Source organism: Halapricum desulfuricans (genome assembly GCF_017094525.1).
Classification (GTDB): domain Archaea; phylum Halobacteriota; class Halobacteria; order Halobacteriales; family Haloarculaceae; genus Halapricum; species Halapricum desulfuricans.
On the sequence record NZ_CP064788.1, the window covers coordinates 1,858,236 to 1,873,463 of the forward strand.

16 protein-coding genes are annotated in these 15,228 nt (G+C 65.1%); 14 read left to right on the plus strand and 2 right to left on the minus strand.

Annotation, left to right across the window (positions count from 1 at the left end):
* The first annotated feature begins 14 nt into the window (after positions 1 to 14).
* The 9 genes from HSR122_RS09610 to HSR122_RS09650 all read left to right on the plus strand — a co-directional run bounded on the left by HSR122_RS09610 (position 15) and on the right by HSR122_RS09650 (position 9,070).
* The gene (locus HSR122_RS09610; protein ID WP_229109491.1) at positions 15 to 425 is read left to right on the plus strand and encodes a DUF7124 domain-containing protein; all 411 of its coding nucleotides are present in this window, start codon (positions 15 to 17) and stop codon (positions 423 to 425) included.
* 221 nt (positions 426 to 646) lie between these two features.
* Complete coding sequence (locus HSR122_RS09615; protein WP_229109492.1) at positions 647 to 1,504, plus strand: hypothetical protein; 858 nt, start codon at positions 647 to 649, stop codon at positions 1,502 to 1,504.
* A 40-nt stretch (positions 1,505 to 1,544) separates the two neighbouring features.
* Positions 1,545 to 3,749, plus strand: coding sequence for a cation:proton antiporter domain-containing protein (locus HSR122_RS09620; protein ID WP_394355562.1), 2,205 nt, complete (start codon positions 1,545 to 1,547; stop codon positions 3,747 to 3,749).
* A 78-nt stretch (positions 3,750 to 3,827) separates the two neighbouring features.
* Positions 3,828 to 4,361 carry a DUF5815 family protein gene (locus HSR122_RS09625; protein WP_229109494.1) on the plus strand — a complete coding sequence of 178 codons (534 nt, stop codon included), beginning with the start codon at positions 3,828 to 3,830 and terminating at the stop codon, positions 4,359 to 4,361.
* 172 nt (positions 4,362 to 4,533) lie between these two features.
* Positions 4,534 to 4,764, plus strand: coding sequence for a hypothetical protein (locus HSR122_RS09630; RefSeq protein ID WP_229109495.1), 231 nt, complete (start codon positions 4,534 to 4,536; stop codon positions 4,762 to 4,764).
* 117 nt (positions 4,765 to 4,881) lie between these two features.
* Positions 4,882 to 7,044, plus strand: coding sequence for a methionine--tRNA ligase (metG, locus tag HSR122_RS09635; protein WP_229109496.1), 2,163 nt, complete (start codon positions 4,882 to 4,884; stop codon positions 7,042 to 7,044).
* A gap of 37 nt (positions 7,045 to 7,081) precedes the next feature.
* Positions 7,082 to 7,402, plus strand: a complete 321-nt coding sequence (locus tag HSR122_RS09640; RefSeq protein WP_229109497.1) for a DUF7312 domain-containing protein — start codon at positions 7,082 to 7,084, stop codon at positions 7,400 to 7,402.
* Between the two features lie 154 nt (positions 7,403 to 7,556).
* Positions 7,557 to 8,117: an NfeD family protein gene (locus tag HSR122_RS09645; protein ID WP_229109498.1), complete on the plus strand. Its 561-nt coding sequence runs from the start codon at positions 7,557 to 7,559 to the stop codon at positions 8,115 to 8,117.
* A gap of 323 nt (positions 8,118 to 8,440) precedes the next feature.
* Positions 8,441 to 9,070, plus strand: a complete 630-nt coding sequence (locus HSR122_RS09650) for an RAD55 family ATPase (RefSeq protein WP_229109499.1) — start codon at positions 8,441 to 8,443, stop codon at positions 9,068 to 9,070.
* Positions 9,071 to 9,089: 19 nt separating this feature from the next.
* On the opposite strand, the gene radB is transcribed toward HSR122_RS09650, so the two are convergent.
* Complete coding sequence (radB, locus tag HSR122_RS09655; RefSeq protein ID WP_267491234.1) at positions 9,090 to 9,812, minus strand: DNA repair and recombination protein RadB; 723 nt, start codon at positions 9,810 to 9,812, stop codon at positions 9,090 to 9,092.
* 98 nt (positions 9,813 to 9,910) lie between these two features.
* Between radB and HSR122_RS09660 the strand changes: the two genes are divergently transcribed.
* The gene (locus tag HSR122_RS09660) at positions 9,911 to 11,104 is read left to right on the plus strand and encodes a lycopene cyclase domain-containing protein (RefSeq protein WP_394355521.1); all 1,194 of its coding nucleotides are present in this window, start codon (positions 9,911 to 9,913) and stop codon (positions 11,102 to 11,104) included.
* A gap of 26 nt (positions 11,105 to 11,130) precedes the next feature.
* Here the strand turns inward: HSR122_RS09660 and HSR122_RS09670 are convergent, their stop codons facing one another.
* Positions 11,131 to 11,415, minus strand: a complete 285-nt coding sequence (locus tag HSR122_RS09670) for a hypothetical protein (RefSeq protein WP_229109501.1) — start codon at positions 11,413 to 11,415, stop codon at positions 11,131 to 11,133.
* Positions 11,416 to 11,597: 182 nt separating this feature from the next.
* On the opposite strand from HSR122_RS09670, the gene HSR122_RS09675 reads away from it, so the two are divergent.
* The 4 genes from HSR122_RS09675 (at position 11,598) to HSR122_RS09690 (ending at position 15,166) form a co-directional block, all read left to right on the plus strand.
* Positions 11,598 to 12,086 carry a FlaD/FlaE family flagellar protein gene (locus tag HSR122_RS09675; RefSeq protein WP_229109502.1) on the plus strand — a complete coding sequence of 163 codons (489 nt, stop codon included), beginning with the start codon at positions 11,598 to 11,600 and terminating at the stop codon, positions 12,084 to 12,086.
* A gap of 91 nt (positions 12,087 to 12,177) precedes the next feature.
* A complete protein-coding gene (locus tag HSR122_RS09680) occupies positions 12,178 to 13,443 on the plus strand; it encodes a hypothetical protein (protein WP_229109503.1) in 1,266 nt (421 codons plus the stop codon).
* Positions 13,444 to 13,488: 45 nt separating this feature from the next.
* Positions 13,489 to 14,388 carry a hypothetical protein gene (locus tag HSR122_RS09685; RefSeq protein ID WP_229109504.1) on the plus strand — a complete coding sequence of 300 codons (900 nt, stop codon included), beginning with the start codon at positions 13,489 to 13,491 and terminating at the stop codon, positions 14,386 to 14,388.
* 175 nt (positions 14,389 to 14,563) lie between these two features.
* Positions 14,564 to 15,166 carry a phosphatase PAP2 family protein gene (locus HSR122_RS09690; RefSeq protein WP_229109505.1) on the plus strand — a complete coding sequence of 201 codons (603 nt, stop codon included), beginning with the start codon at positions 14,564 to 14,566 and terminating at the stop codon, positions 15,164 to 15,166.
* Positions 15,167 to 15,228 lie beyond the last annotated feature (62 nt).

Here is a 15,228-nt window from a genome sequence, read left to right on the forward strand (position 1 = left end):
CGCCATATCCGGATATGGACGGCGGAAACGGCGAGATGACTCTCGCATTCGATCTGGAAGCACTGAAGCGGCTGGCCCACCCGGACACGGTGTTTTCCGACGCGCGCCAGTGGAGCGAGTACGTCGGCGTCGTCTCCGAGAAGCCGACCTACGTCGTGACGAACTTTACGCGCAAACACCGCATCCGGCAGGACTTCTTCTCCGGACCCAGAGGTCGCGACGAGAGCCTCGAGAACGTCCGGGATCAGTTCGATACGCCCCGGTACGTTTACGTCGGAACTGACGAGGACGACGAGGAACTGGCGACGTCGGTCGGCTGGGAGTATCTTGATATCGTCGAAGCGGCCGACGCCGCCAGCTGGGAACTCGGCGAACCCGAAGTCCCCGGCCAGGAAAGCGACGACGGCCGCGACGACTGGCCGTAGGGCGAACCGGGGACGCGGGTTTTTATATGATCGGTGCCGGAACCGCAGTCTGATGACAGTATGTGACCGTTCGTACGGTCGAATAGGGTGGGAATCGCAGGCCAACCGCCGGTCCAGCGATCATACTGCCGGCTGTAACAAACTGAAGGAATTCGCCACCCTGGGGTGGCGAATATCTTTACGAACTTACAGCCGGCAGTATCAGCTGGTAGGGGGACGCGATGGCCGCTGAGCCGTTCGACGAGCCGGGATCGCGGACGGCCCTCGACGTCGGGAGCGTGTTTTCGAACGCCCTCGACGAACTCCTTTCCGTGACCGGCGCGCAGGTCGTCGCCGCGCTGGCGCTGCTCGGGGTCGTGACGACGACGCTCTGGAACTCGCTGTTCGTGCGAGCGGTCGAGTGGACGCTCGCGACGATCCGCGATGATCTCGCCGAGACCGATCCGGAAGTCGAGGCGGCGTTACAGGACCCGCAAGTCCAGGACGGGCTCAGAGAGCTCGAGCGGTCCGTCGAGTCGGTCGGCCCGACGGTCGACGCCCCGGTTCCGGCGATCCTGCTCGGAATACTCGCGCTCGCGCTGCTCGTGGAGGCGGCCAAGATCGTCGCGACGCGGGCGTTCGCCGCCGACGAACTCGACGGCGTCCCGGCGTCGCTCGCCACGCGTCGTCTGGCGGTGGCGACGCTGTTCGGCTTTCTCACCGGGCTCGCACTGAAGATCGTGATCACGCTCACCGCCGGGGTGACGTTCTTCCTGCTTGCGATCCCGGCGCTGTTCGTCTTCGTCGGGACGATGCTCTACCGGCAGGAGATCGCGATCGCCGACAAGGGGCCACTGGCGGCAATCTCCGGGTCCTGGGGGCTTGTGAAGGGGAACCGATGGCGGATACTCGCCATCGCCGTCGTGCTATTTGTCGTCTGGGCGATCGTCTGGGCCGTCACGACGGCGATTTCGGGAACCGCCGGCGTGATCGTCGCGGCGCTGTTGAGTGCTATCGAGGTGACATTCGGCGTGGCCGTCGTGACCGAGGCCTACGTCCGGTTGCGTGGCGAACCTGCGGAGCGACAGCCATCGGTTTAAGAGACTGCCGCCGTTACGCTTGCCTGTGTCGGGGACACTCCTGCCGGTTGTCGCGGCGATCCTGATTCTCGGGATCGGCGTGCAGCTGATCGCCCGTCGCCTGCGCGTGCCCAGCGTCGTGTTCTACCTGGCCGCGGGCGTCCTGCTCGGACCGGAAGGGCTCGGCCTCGTCACGCTGGAGACGTTCGGCGACGGCCTGGAGGTCGTCGTCGGGCTCGCAGTGGCGATCATCGTCTTCGACGGGGCCTTTGCCCTGCAGTTCGACCGGGTCCGCGAGGCGTCCCGGACCTCGCTGCGACTCGTGACGGTCGGTGCCGTAGTGATGTTTCTGGGGACTGCACTGGCCGTCCGGCTGCTGACCGGCGCAGCCTGGGAGATCGCACTGCTCGTCGGCGCGTTGCTCGTCGCGACCGGGCCGACAGTCATCACACCGATTCTCGAAGTCGTCCGGGTCCGCGAGCACGTCGCTGCGGCACTGGAGACCGAGGGGATTGTCAACGACGTGACCGCGGCGATCGGTGCGGTCGTGATATTCGAGACGCTGCTGCTCGATGATCTGGGACTCCCGGCGACGCTGCTGACGTTCCTCGAGCGCCTCGGAATCGGCGTCGCCGCTGGACTGATCGCGACAGCGGTCATATACGCACTGCTCGAGGCTGACGACGAGCCCAGCCCGGATCAGGGTGTCGTCATCTGGCTCATCGCCGCCAGCGGAGTCGGATCGGCGTCACTGGCTGGCATCCTGGCGTTCGAAGCCAGGGTAGGAACACCCGACTGGTTCCTGCTGGGCCTGGCGACGGGGGCCGTCGTGACCGCTGTCACTGCCGGCCTGCTCCGCTACGATATCGGTCCGGAACAGGACGGACGAGTCGGGCTGGCGTTCGGCCTCGTGGGCGGTGCCGGCGCAGTCGTACTGGTGTGGTCACTTGTCACGGGGACACTCGCTGGCCCCGCCCGGCCCGGTCTCAGCCTCGTGGCGGGAGCGATCGTCGCCTGGGTCGTTTTCGGGCTCTTTCGCAGCGACGTCGCCCCCGGCACGGAGCCCCAGGCCGCCAGGTTCCTGACGATCGTGGCCGCGATCGGGTCGTTCGCACTCGCCGAGACAGTCGCCGCCGAGGCCGGGATCGCGGCGGCAGCGACAGCCGGCATCGCGCTCGGCAATCTCGATCTCCCACAGCGGGAGTTGATGGAGGAGTTCGGCCGGGACGCGACACTGCTCGTGCTCGCGTTCGTGTTCGTCTCGCTGGCGGCCCTGATCGACTTCGATGCGATCGCCGATCTCGGCGTCGCCGGCGTGGCACTCGCGGCCACAGTCATCCTCGTGCTCCGCCCGATCGTGGCGCTGGTCGCGACGGCGGGCGTCGACCGGTTCACCCGGCCGGAACGGCTGTTCCTGGCGGCAGTCGGACCGCGGGGGATCATCCCCGCCAGCGTCGCGACGCTGTTCGCGATCGAACTCGCGACGGCGGGCAGTCAACAGGCGGCACAGGTCCTGCTCGGGACGGTATTCGTCGTCATCCTCGCGACCGTCGCGATCGAAGCGGGACTCGCCAGACAGATCGGCGACTTACTCGGAGTGACACCTATGCGCACGATACTCGTCGGCGGGGGCCGGGTCGGCCGGGCGCTCGCCACACGACTCGACCGGAGAGGAGAGTTCGTCGTTATCGTCGAAAACGACGAGACAGCCGCGATCAGGGCACGCGAAGCGGGGTTCACCGTCCACGAGGGCGACGGTACCGAGAGTGACATCCTCCGGGCTGCCGGGATCGAGGACGCGAAGATCGTCGTCGCGGCGACCGGCGACGACGACGTCAACGCGCTTGTCACGCAACTGGCCGCGACGAAGTTCGACGTCGGGGACATCTACGCCCGCGTGAACCGCCCCGAGAACGTTGACGCGTTCGATTCCGAGCGGGTGACGGCGATCGACTCCTCAATGGCGGCTGCCTACGCGATCGACAACGAGATCGAGCGGCCCGAACTGGCCCACTGGATGACCGATATCGGCGACAGCCACGACATCCAGCAGGTCGAAGTCACCGCAGACGAGCTGGTCGGGAGATCCATTCGGGAGTTGAACGACGTCATCCCGGGGGGCTGTCTCGTCGCGGAGGTCGGCCGCGGCGAGGACGCCCGCGTGCCCGGACCCGACTACCGGATCGAGGCAGGGGAGGTCATCACCTTCCTCGGCAGCGGCGAAGCCGTCTCCGAGGCCGTCAGGCGGTTCCATCCACACGATTGATCGTTGTGGCGTTCGACCGCAGATCGACCGACGCAGGCAGCCGCCGCGCTTAAGCGCGCAAGCGTCCAACCGGCGGGTATGCCAGAGCCACGCGTCCCCGGCAGCGGCGGCGACCGAATGGAGTTGCCCTGCGGGGAGACAGTCTCGCCGCGAACGTTCGATCTCGGTCAGCGCGAGTTCGACTGCGACTGCGGGGAGACCCACGCGGTCGTGACCGACGCACATCCGCTCTCGCGGTTCGTCCCAGAAGACATCGCTGCCCAGCTGCGGACCGTAATCGACACCGACGACGAGTACGAGGAGTTCTCGACCGTCCATCTCATGGGATCGGTGATGGAGGAGTTCCCCGAGGAGATCGCTGTCGAGGATGTCTCGGAGGACGGGCAGATCGGTGCGGCGCTGATCTGGGTGGCTGACTTCGACTCGCGGCGGCTCCATCGCGTCGTCGTCGAGCTGCTCGTCGAACTGATGGATCACGCGGTCGGGCACACCGACGACGAGGACCTGCAGGCGGAGTTCGAGTCACAGATGGCCGAGTTCGACGTCGAGGGGTTCGTCGAGGCCTACCGCGACCAGCGCGACTTCGAGGACGAATACGACCGGCCGGTGTGAGAGTGACCGCTGTTCGTGTCCGTCTCGGCCGAGCCGACCCCGATCGTCGTGTGACGACCCCATGTGATCGTCTGACGTCGCCCCTCCGGCCGCAGTCGTCGATTCTCGGCCGTGAAGCCGTCAGACGCCTGTCTGACGCCGTTTAATGGTATAGTAGCACATACATACGCGTATGCGCATACGTCGCGGCGAGTTCGAGCGGATCCGGTCGGTGCTGGAGCAGGCCGACGCCGACGAGCCGTTGACGGCGCGCGAGATCCTCGACCTGCTGGACGAGCACGGCGAGGACTTCGACAGCGCCCACCGCGTTGCCACCGTCCTCGGGCGGCGCGCCCGGGACGGCGACGTCGAGGTCATCCGCGACCAGCCCTACCGGTACCGCTTCCGGGAGGCGAACAACTAGGGCGGTCCCGGCCCGCCGTTCTCAACGCAGTCACGTCTCTGTATCCGTTGCATACTCGAGGGTTCAATCTCGCCCGAAACCAGCGGGTTTTTGACCCGAATGGCGATAACAAGGGGTATGAGCCACGAGGAGTTTCCGACCGACGAGCCCGCGGTGGTGACCTGCGGGTTGCCCTACGCCAACGGCGACCTGCACATCGGCCACCTGCGGACCTACGTCGGTGGCGACGTGTTCAGCCGCGCCCTGGAGAAGTTGGGCCAGCAGACAGCGTTCGTCTGCGGGTCGGACATGCACGGCACGCCGATCGCCGTCCAGTCCATCCAGGAGGGTGTCGATCCCGAGGAGTTCGCCCTCGAATATCACGAACAGTACCAGGAGACGTTCCCGAAGTTCGCGGTCGAGTTCGACAACTACGGCCACACCCACGAGGAGACCAACCGCGAGCTGACACACGGGATCGTCCGCACCCTCGAGGAGAAAGGCTACGTCTACGAGAAGGAGATCAAGGTCGCCTGGGATCCGACCGAGGACCAGCCCCTGCCCGACCGGTACGTCGAGGGGACCTGTCCCTACTGCGGCGCGAAGGCCCGCGGCGACGAGTGCGACGAGGGCTGTGGTCGCCACCTCGAACCCGGCGAGATCGAGGACCCCGTCTCGACGATCACCGGCAATCCCGCCGAGTACCGCGACCGCACGCACAAGTTCTTCGAGGTCTCCGAGCTGTCGGCGTATCTCACCGACTTCCTCGACCGACTGGAGGGGACCGCGAACGCTCGCAACCAGCCCCGCCAGTGGATCGAGGATGGCCTGCAGGACTGGTGTATCACCCGCGACCTGGACTGGGGGTTCGATTACCCCGAGATCGACGGTGACGACGAATCGAGTGCTGAGGATCTCGTTCTGTACGTCTGGGTCGACGCGCCGATCGAGTACATCGCCTCGACGAAGCAGTACACCGAGCGCGTCGGCGACGACGTCTACGACTGGCAACAGGCCTGGAAGGACGACGGCGAGATCGTCCACGTCATCGGTCGGGACATCATTCAACACCACACGATCTTCTGGCCGGCGATGTTGCACGTCGCGGAGTACGAGGAGCCCCGGGCCGTGATGGCCAGCGGGTTCATGACCCTCAATGGCAAGGGCTTCTCGACCTCGCGCAACCGGGCGGTCTGGGCCCGGGAGTACCTCGAGGAAGGCTTTCACGAGGACCTGCTGCGGTACTACCTCGCGACGAACGGCGGCTTCCAGCAGGACGTGGACTTCTCGTGGTCGAAGTTCCGCGAGCGCGTCAACGGCGAGCTCGTCGGCACGGTCGGGAACTTCCTCTACCGGTCGCTCCTGTTCGCTCACCGCAACTTCGACGGCACGCCCGACGTCTCCGGGTCACATCCGGAGGCCAGCGAGACGGAGTCTCGCCCTGCCGAGGTCTCCGAGGAAGTTCGGGGCCGGATCGAGACGGCCGTCGAGGCCTATCGCGAGGCGATCAACGACTACTCCATCCGCAAGGCCGGACAGGCGGCGGTCGAACTGGCCCAGTTCGGCAACGAGTACATCCAGCGCAACGAACCGTGGAAGCTGACAGACGAAGACCCCGAGCGGGCCGCGCAGGTCATCCGCGACTGCGTGCAGGTCGCGAAGGCGCTTGCGATCCTGCTGGAGCCGCTCACTCCCGGCAAGGCTCAGCAGCTGTGGGACCAGCTCGGCGAGGACGGAAGCGTCCACGAGGCGACTGTCGAAGCTGTCCACGAAGCACCACCGGAGACCTTCGGCGAACCCGCGGAACTGTTCGAGAAGATCGAGGCCGAGCGCGTCGAAGCGCTCAACGAGAAACTCGAATCCCGGGCCGAGGAAGCGACCGACGACGCCGAAACCGGGAGTGACGAGGCCGGCGACGAAACCGAAAGTGACGAGGCCGGCGACGAGGGAACTGGGGATATGGACCTGGAACCGCTCGTCGAGGATCGGATCAGTTTCGAGGATTTCGAGGGGATCGACATGCGCGTCGGTCGGATCGAGACTGTCGAGGACATCGAGGACTCGGACAAGCTCGTCCGGCTGGAGGTCGACATCGGCATCGAGACCCGACAGGTCGTCGCCGGGATCAAACAGCTCCACGACGTCGACGAACTGCCCGGGACGAAGGTGATCCTGCTGGCGAACATGGAGAAAGCCGAACTGTTCGGGTTCGAATCGAACGGTATGATCCTGGCCGCCGGCGACGAGGCCGACCTGCTGACGACCCACGAAGACGCCGACGTCGGCCTTCGGATCCAGTAGCGCCAGCCCTTTTATCGCCGGTCCCGTTGGCTCTCGCATGGTAGACGACGACTCCGACTGGGCGTTCGAGACCGAGGAAGTCGGTGACGACAGTGGCAGCGGACGCGACGATCGGAGTGACGGCGAACGCGACACAGTCAGCGGGCCTGACGACGGTGAGTGGCGCTTTTCGCTGTCAGACCTCGACGACGACCAGAGCGCCGTCGAGGGCAACGTCTTCGGATCGCCGACCAGCGACACCGAGGTCATCGAGGCCGGGTCGCCAGATTTGGAGAACGTGTTCTTCCTGCTGGTGGGCGTCCTCCTCGCGCTGGCGTTCTTCCTGCAGTTCTATCTGGCCGGTGCAGGGCCCGGCTGACGAGCGTGTGGTCCCGCGCTTGATAGTGACCGTTGTGACGATTCGCCGGTGCGACCGCACGACAGCGTGTGGCCGACCCGGAACGGACGTACAACGGTCAGTATGAATAGCCGGTGACCGAAGGATTATCCAGCCGGAACCCGAAGGGAACGACATGGTCGAGTTGCTCGGCAATCTGGCGACGCTGTTGTTACTTGCCGGTGCCGGACTGATCATCGCCGAGGCGTTCGCGCCGGGTGCACACTTTATCGTCCTCGGGATCGCGCTGCTCGGCGCCGGACTGGTCGGGCTGGCGTTGCCGGGATCGCTGGGATTGCTCGCCACGACAGTCGTGCTCGCAGCGACGGTCATGATCATCGGCGGGGCAGCGCTGTACGGCTACCGGGAGTTCGACATCTACGGGGGGAAAGGGACAGCACAGACGAGCGACTCGGAATCGTTGCGGGGCCAGACCGGCCGCGTGACCGAGCGCGTCACCGCGACCGGGGGCGAGATCAAACTCGACAAGGGTGGATTCAACCCCTACTATCAGGCCCGTGCGCTGGACGACGAGATCGACGAAGGAACAGAGGTCATCGTCGTCGATCCCGGCGGCGGCAACGTCCTGACTGTCGAGAACTTCGAAGACATCGAGGAGGACGAAATCGACCGCGAACTCGCCCGGGGACGCGAGCGTGAGGACCGTGAACGCGAACAGAACGTCGATACCGCCTGACTGCTCCGTATCGTGACCGTTGTTCGTCGATGTCGTATCGATCGCTAGCGGCGGCAGCGACAACGTCTCCGTCGCGCTCGTGACGCTCCCGCGCGTGGCCGTCGACTCCCGTGAGGCGGGGTGTCGTACCGGGTTCCTGCCCCGAGGGTGTCGCGGTCGCTACGGAAGCGGCTACACACATCCGTCTGAAAGAGCTCTCGGAGAGCCGTATTTTCCGGTATCTCCAGACGAAACGCATATCGGCGCCAAGAGAGTCGAAGCGGCGTACTGACGCGGCGAACACAATATTTAATCACGTGCAAAGTCAATATTCGTGACGACCTATGCAGGATCGGCTCCGGACCGGGATAGACGTCCTCGACCGAAAGCTGGACGGAGGAATCCCGGCCGGAAGCATCGTCGTGTTGAACGCCAATCCGGCGAGTCAGGCGGAGCTGTTTCTCTACGAACTGACGGCGACGCGGGGAACGCTGTACCTGTCACTGGATCGGTCCGAGCAGGCGATTCGGGACAGCCTCAAGAACTCTCCGACCAACACCGGCGAGCCGACGATCCGACACGTTTCCGGCGAAGCGCCGCTGGATAACGCCAGCAAGCTCGTCAGCGCGCTCCCGGAGACCTCGAATCTCATCATCGACCCGCTGAACGTCCTCGAAGAGCAGGAACCGCCATCGCGGTTCCGGAGCTTCATGAACGACCTGCAAAATCACATCTTCAACACGGGGAGTCTCGCAGTGTTGCACTGTCTGGACGGGCGGTCCGTCCCGCCGCTCCGGGACACCACCGAGCACTTCGCGGACGTCATCTTTCAGATGGACACGAAAATCGAGGGCGACGAGGTCGAGAACCAGCTGGCGATTCCGAAGTTCCGCGGCGGGCGTGCGCCGACGAACGTGATCAAGCTCAACCTCGTCGAAGAGGTCTCGATCGACACGAGCCGGGACATCGCCTGATCGCAACGGGCGACGACCGTCAGAACTCCTCGACGCCTTCGAGTCCGTCGCCTGTGATCTGGAACGTCGCCGTGTCGCCGGCGGCTTTCGACTGGTGCTTTTCGAGCGTCGCACGCCGGTTGCCGCCACGGAACCGATCGAGTCGGAGGACGACTGCCGACCAGTGGTTGAGCGTGTGGCCGCCGAGCGCGCGCGTCCCGTCGCTCTCGGGATCCGTGTAGACCTGATTGGTAAAGGCGACCGACAGGTCGTGTTTGCGGGCCTGTGCGAGCAGATGGGTGATCTGGCGTGCGACCGCCCGGAGCGCTTCGCCCTCTTGCTGTTCGGTCCGTTTCAGCCGGTAGAACCCGGTCGCGCTGTCGAGGACGATCAACTCGACCTGACTCGCGAGTTCGGCGGCGTCTCTGACCGCCTGCTCCTGTTCCTCGAAGGTCGTCGCTTCCGAGATGATGATGTTCGAGGCGATGGACTCGACATCGCCGCGAGCCGCCGCGAGCTGTTCCATCCGATCGACGGAGACGCCCTCGGTGTCGACGAACAGTGCCGACGAGCCGCTGGCGGCGACCTCGACGGCAGCGCCAAGCGCGAGATTCGTCTTGCCGGCGGCCGGCTGCCCGTAAATCTGGGTCGCCGCGCCGCGCGGAAAGCCGCCGTCGAGGAGGTCGTCGATGGGCGAACAGCCCGTCGGAATCGGCTCTGACACGCTCGCCGGTTCGTCGCCGACGCTCAAAAACGCTCTCATGACCGGCGACGCCACGACCCCCCAGTGACTGCCCGGCATACACCAGCAACATTTGGGAGCGTCGAACGGGATATGTGAATTGATACCAAAATTCAGTCATGGCGATCGCCCGCCACGGGGCCGGACCCGTTCCTGCGATCCGTGCGCTGGTCTCGCAGGTCCACCCCGTGTTCATGCTCCCGCCTGTCGCGGTCTCGCTGACCGGGGCGTTGCTCGCCGCTCGGATGGAGGGCACGTTCGCGGCCGTCGTCGCGGTGCTACACGCACTGGCGATTTTCGCGGCCGTCTACACGGCACACGTCAAGGACGGTTACGTGGATTTCTTCGTCCGTGGCGAGGACGACGACCACCCCCTCTCGGTGAGCGGCTGTCGCGTTGCGCTGGTCACGGCCGGAGCGGTGTTCGCGGGTGCGCTCGCTGGACTGTGGTCGACGGCCGGGCCCGTCGCCGTCGCGCTGACGGCCCCGACGTGGGCGTTGGGGTACTTCCACGCACCGCAACTCGACACCGGGCCGATCTCGGCGACCGGGGGCTATCCCGTGGGGATCGGGCTGGCACTGCTCGGCGGTTACGTCGCTCAAGGTGGGCAGTTCGGATCGACCGTCCTCGGACTGGCCGGCGTGCTCGTCGTCGTCCTGCTCGGCATCAAGGTGATCGACGACGCCCAGGACCTGACGTACGACCGTTCGATCGACAAGCGGACGGTCGCGGTCGTCCTCGGTCCGGCCCGTGCCCGACAGCTGGCGTATGCACTGCTGGCAGCGGGCTCCGGTCTCATCGTCGTTCTGGCGGCTATCGGCGTGTTCCCCACCGGAAGTGTCATGGCCGCGTTCGCGTTCGGTGCCGTGGCGGCGATAAGCCGGCGAGCGGGACCGCGAATGGCGACGATGCTGCTGATCCGGGGCGCGTACGTCCTCCTGGCGTTACTGCTGGTCGCGCTGTGGTATCGTCCGTTCTCCGGGCCGCAACTCGTCGATATCGGAATCCTTGGTCCGTACACGTATCTCGCGACCGAGGCCGTCTTCGGCACCGTGGCGCTGGCGTTGCTGATCCGTGCCGACGCACTGACCCGGGCAGTCCGGACAATCGCGGTCCTGTACCCGGTCGCGTACGTCTGGGACTGGTACACGCTCGAAGTCGGCGTGTTCGCCATCGAATTGCGTACCGGGATCGATCTCCTGGGGATCCCCGTCGAAGAGCATCTGTTCATGATCGTCGTGCCCGCGCTGGTGCTCGGCATTCACGAGACGCTAACGTCGATGGACGGGACACTAACGGACGCTGATCGGTAGTTCGCGCACCGAGGGGTCAAACGATGCTACGCCTCGACGTCGAGCTCCGCGTCTGTCTCGTCGATCTCGATCGACGCCGCCGGTTCGTCGTCGGCGAACAGCCGGCGGGCGATCGCCGAGACGACGACCGAGACGACCAGACTCGCCACGACGAGCCGTCGGACGTTCAGTTTCCGGGCAGTCGTCTCCGGCTCGCCGATCTCGTGGCGCTCGGTGCCGGCCGTCTCCGCGTCAGACGCTTCCTGCATGTCGTTGGTCCCGAGTCGCGCACCGTCCACGTGTACCTCGAAGAGGGTCAATTTCTGAACCATGCGAAAACTACGCTACACGCCGTCTTATAGATGGTGTGACACGAAAGAGCACTGTCGGTTCTGTCAACGGCGATCGACAGCGGAGCAGGCCGAAACAGTTCACTATCGAGAGCGCGTCTGACGGGCGTCTGACCAGTGTGGAAGATTTAACACGCGGTAGTGGCAATATCTACATAGCAGGTATGACGATCAACCCCAAGGATTACGACCTCGAGGAGTTGCGGAAGATGGCCCACGACCGCGAACGGGGTTCGGTTCCCGACGAGGAGGTCCCGGACGCGGAGCCGAACCTCGAGTGGAGCGAACTGGAGAGCGGGTCGGCCGCGACCGACGACGGGTTTCGAGCGCGCCTCTATCGGGAACTGATGCCGCTGATGGCCGGCGACGATCCGTCAAAGCCCTATCTATCGACGTTGCCGGAAGTGCAGGCCGCGGAGTTTCTGCTCTTCGAGTGGCTCGAGTTTCTCCTGCTCCACGGCGGGTTTCGGGGCGCGCGGGAGGCACTTGACTACTACGAGTCGATCGACTGGATCACCGACGAGGTCGAGTCAGAGCTGGACGACTACCTGATGGGCATCGAGGAGACCGGTGCCGGCGACGGATCGCAGCTGGACGTCGACGACCACCTGCTGAGTCTCGTCTACATCGCCAAGCTGGCCGCGATGCAGTGATCGCCGGGACGGCCAGCGGTCCGAAGCGACCAGAACAGCGACTGAGAACCGGGAAGTAACTTTAATACGATGGGTCGACCGAGATGGAAGCATGAGTGATTCACAGACGTACGACCCGGTCACGGCGTCGTCGGACGGGGTGACTGTGGCCAAGCGATTCGAGGCCGACGAGTTCCCCGTGCCGGCGATCGCGTTCCGGATCGAATCACGCCGTTCGGAGCCAGTGACGATCACGCTGGTCGATACCGTCCCCGAGGACGTGGCGGTCGAGGATCTCGGCTTTCACCCGGAGTACGGAAGCGAACACTGGACGATCGACGACCAGCGGATCATGTTCGAGCGGGAGATCGAGGCCGAATCCGAGTACACGACCGTCTACGGCATCCGCTCGACGGGGACCGACGACGTCGAGAGGTTTCTCACGGAACCGACGATCGAACAGGTCGATCCGCCGCTCGAGGAAGGCGACGACGTGCTCGACGAGTCCAGCTCCGACGTCGTCAAGGACGTGATCGCCGGCGAGAGCGATAGCGTGCCCGGCCTTGACGACGACGAGGAAGACGACGAGATCGAGACCCTCGATCTCAAAGACCCGAACGACCCGGACGCACGACAGGCTCAAAGCGCTTCCGGTGACGAGGCGGCTGACGCTGAGGTCGACCAGTCGGACGTGACGACGACGCTTCTCGCGGAGATCCACCACGGGGCCGTCGACGACGACGTCGTCCGCGCACTCAGACAGGAGCTGTCCCTGGACGGGGCGAGTGCCGGCGGCGGTGCGACGGACGCCAGAATCCAGCACCTCCAGAACGAGGTCAGCGACCTGACCGCCTACACCGAAGCGCTCGAGCAGTTCCTCGCCGAAAACGGGACGGGCGATCAGCTGATCGAGGACTTCCGGAATCGCCTGACCTCCTTCGAAGACGAACTCGACCGCGTCCAGAGGTTGACGACGGAGAACGAGGAGGAACTCGACGAAGTCCGGTCCGACGTCGGAGACGTCTCCGATCGGGTGTCCGGCGTCGAAGACACTGTCGGGGAGGTCGAGGGCACCGTCCAGGAATTCGAAGGGACCGTCGGGGAGGTCGAAGACACGGTCGAGACGCTGGACTCGCAGGTCGAATCGATCGATTCGGAGGTCGATTCGCTCGGCGACGACGTCAACGGGATGGACGAACACCTCTCGACGCTCGAAGACGAGATCGATTCCCTCCGGGACGACATCGAGGACATCGACAGCCGTGTCAGTGACGTCGACGACGTCGGCGGCCGCATCGACGACATCGAGTCGGAGATCAAGGACCTGAAACAGTGGCGCGAACAGCTCTCGTCGGTCATCGGTGGTGGCGGCGACTAGCGTCGAACCGGTCTCGTTTTATTTACCCCGATACTTGAACAGACAATGACGACCGTCAGCGTCGCTGTCCCGCGGAAGGGACGGCCGCTCGAAGCGGTGCTCGAACGGATCGCCGACCGCACCGGTGCCACGGACGTGGCCGACCGGATCAGTTCGACGTTACGCTACGAGAAAGCGATCACGAAAGGTGACCAGTCGGCCGAGGAGGGCGTCTACGATCGCCTCGCGGACTACAGTGACGCGACCGATCCGACCGAGCCGGAGTATTCGCTACTCCGTGACGACCGGAACGGAATGCCCCGGCGAATCGTATTCGACAGCGTGACGATCCCGACCGACGAGGTCGATGTCCGATTGATCGGTCGGGAGGAACCGTTTCGGGCGCTTCGAACCCACGAGTTCGCCCTCGGGTTCGACAGCGCGGATCTCGTCCTCGAAGAGGTCGTCGAACTCCGCTCCGATCCGCTCGGCGACCTCGACGCGGTGAACGAGCGTATCGATCCGATGGACACCGACGTCCGGGTCCGGGCCGGTCTCGGCGATACGGTCTATCACACGCTGCTCTCGACGCCCGACGTCGCGCCGGCCGGGGACGCGCCGCTCGATCGCTCGTTCGTCGCCGACTACACGGGACCGCTGTGTATCTCACCGCGCTACGAGCGTCTCGTCGAGGCCGTCATCGGGACCGACGCGCTCGACGGCGTCGAGTTCACCTATCCCGACGAGGACCAGACCGAAGAGAAAGCCGTCGCGAACGCCGGGCTGGGCGTCTATCTGACGGTCACTGGATCGACCGCCCGCGAACACGGACTCGTCGTCGGCCAGTCGCTGTTCCCCAGCGAAACCGTGCTGCTGGAAAACGACGCCGAACGAACCGACGAGACCGACGTCGTCGCCGACCTCGTTGCCGGAGACGACCTCGAAACTGAACTCGCGATCGCATGATCCGGGCGGGCCGTCACGTGCAGTGGACCCACTACCGAAACCGCAAGACTATTTACAATTCTGTCAGATGTAGTCGACAGGGATCTCGGAGATGAATATCTCGATCGGGGTGCGTGACGTGCGGTACGTTGTCCCTCCACTTCTCGCGTCTGGCATCGCAAGCGTGGCGTCGAAGGTGACGCCGCATCCGCTTCAGACATCGGTGCTGCGTGGGCTCGAAGGGGACCTCGTCTCGCTGTTCCAGCAGGTCACGCATCCGGCAGTCACGACGCTGTTCGTCCTCGTCTATGTCGGCCTCTACCCGCTGTTGTTGGGGCTGACCTACGTCGCTCTCAAGCGCGAACCCGGTAGCCGACACGTCAGGTATGCGTTCACCTACACCGCCGTCATCCTGGCGGCGACCCCGCTGTTCTATTTCTCCCCTGTCGGTGTCACTGGCTACGCCATCGGGGGCGTCGAACCGCTGCTGTACGAGCACAGTGGCATCGTCGGCGCGGCCGTGACGAGTATCGACACGCTCCAGAAGGCGATGCCGAGCCTCCATCTTGCACTCGCCGTGACGGCGTCGCTTCACGCCCCGCGAGGGTACGAGTTCATCAGCTGGAGCGCCACCAGTCTCATCGCGATCTCGACGCTGTACCTCGGCATCCACTGGGTGAGTGATCTGCTCGTCGGCGGCGCGCTCGCGTACGGTTGTTACGTCGCGCTCCCGGTCGTGCAGGCACACTTCGAGGACAGTCGGGACCCGGCCCCCGTCGACGGCGTTCGAGGCGACTGACTGGTGTCTGCCCCGCGTCAAGTGCTGGTCTCTCGCTATGTCGTCGCCACACAGGTATGCGA

Excerpts from the sequence above, each read along its gene's own strand:
- metG (WP_229109496.1), top strand. The coding sequence starts at position 4,882 with ATGAGCCACGAGGAGTTTCCGACCGACGAGCCCGCGGTGGTGACCTGC.
- HSR122_RS09685 (WP_229109504.1), top strand. The coding sequence starts at position 13,489 with ATGACGACCGTCAGCGTCGCTGTCCCGCGGAAGGGACGGCCGCTCGAA.
- HSR122_RS09630 (WP_229109495.1), top strand. The coding sequence starts at position 4,534 with ATGCGCATACGTCGCGGCGAGTTCGAGCGGATCCGGTCGGTGCTGGAG.
- HSR122_RS09660 (WP_394355521.1), top strand. The coding sequence starts at position 9,911 with ATGGCGATCGCCCGCCACGGGGCCGGACCCGTTCCTGCGATCCGTGCG.
- HSR122_RS09645 (WP_229109498.1), top strand. The coding sequence starts at position 7,557 with ATGGTCGAGTTGCTCGGCAATCTGGCGACGCTGTTGTTACTTGCCGGT.
- radB (WP_267491234.1), bottom strand. The coding sequence starts at position 9,812 with ATGAGAGCGTTTTTGAGCGTCGGCGACGAACCGGCGAGCGTGTCAGAG.
- HSR122_RS09625 (WP_229109494.1), top strand. The coding sequence starts at position 3,828 with ATGCCAGAGCCACGCGTCCCCGGCAGCGGCGGCGACCGAATGGAGTTG.
- HSR122_RS09650 (WP_229109499.1), top strand. The coding sequence starts at position 8,441 with ATGCAGGATCGGCTCCGGACCGGGATAGACGTCCTCGACCGAAAGCTG.
- HSR122_RS09675 (WP_229109502.1), top strand. The coding sequence starts at position 11,598 with ATGACGATCAACCCCAAGGATTACGACCTCGAGGAGTTGCGGAAGATG.
- HSR122_RS09615 (WP_229109492.1), top strand. The coding sequence starts at position 647 with ATGGCCGCTGAGCCGTTCGACGAGCCGGGATCGCGGACGGCCCTCGAC.
- HSR122_RS09670 (WP_229109501.1), bottom strand. The coding sequence starts at position 11,415 with ATGGTTCAGAAATTGACCCTCTTCGAGGTACACGTGGACGGTGCGCGA.
- HSR122_RS09640 (WP_229109497.1), top strand. The coding sequence starts at position 7,082 with ATGGTAGACGACGACTCCGACTGGGCGTTCGAGACCGAGGAAGTCGGT.
- HSR122_RS09610 (WP_229109491.1), top strand. The coding sequence starts at position 15 with ATGGACGGCGGAAACGGCGAGATGACTCTCGCATTCGATCTGGAAGCA.
- HSR122_RS09680 (WP_229109503.1), top strand. The coding sequence starts at position 12,178 with ATGAGTGATTCACAGACGTACGACCCGGTCACGGCGTCGTCGGACGGG.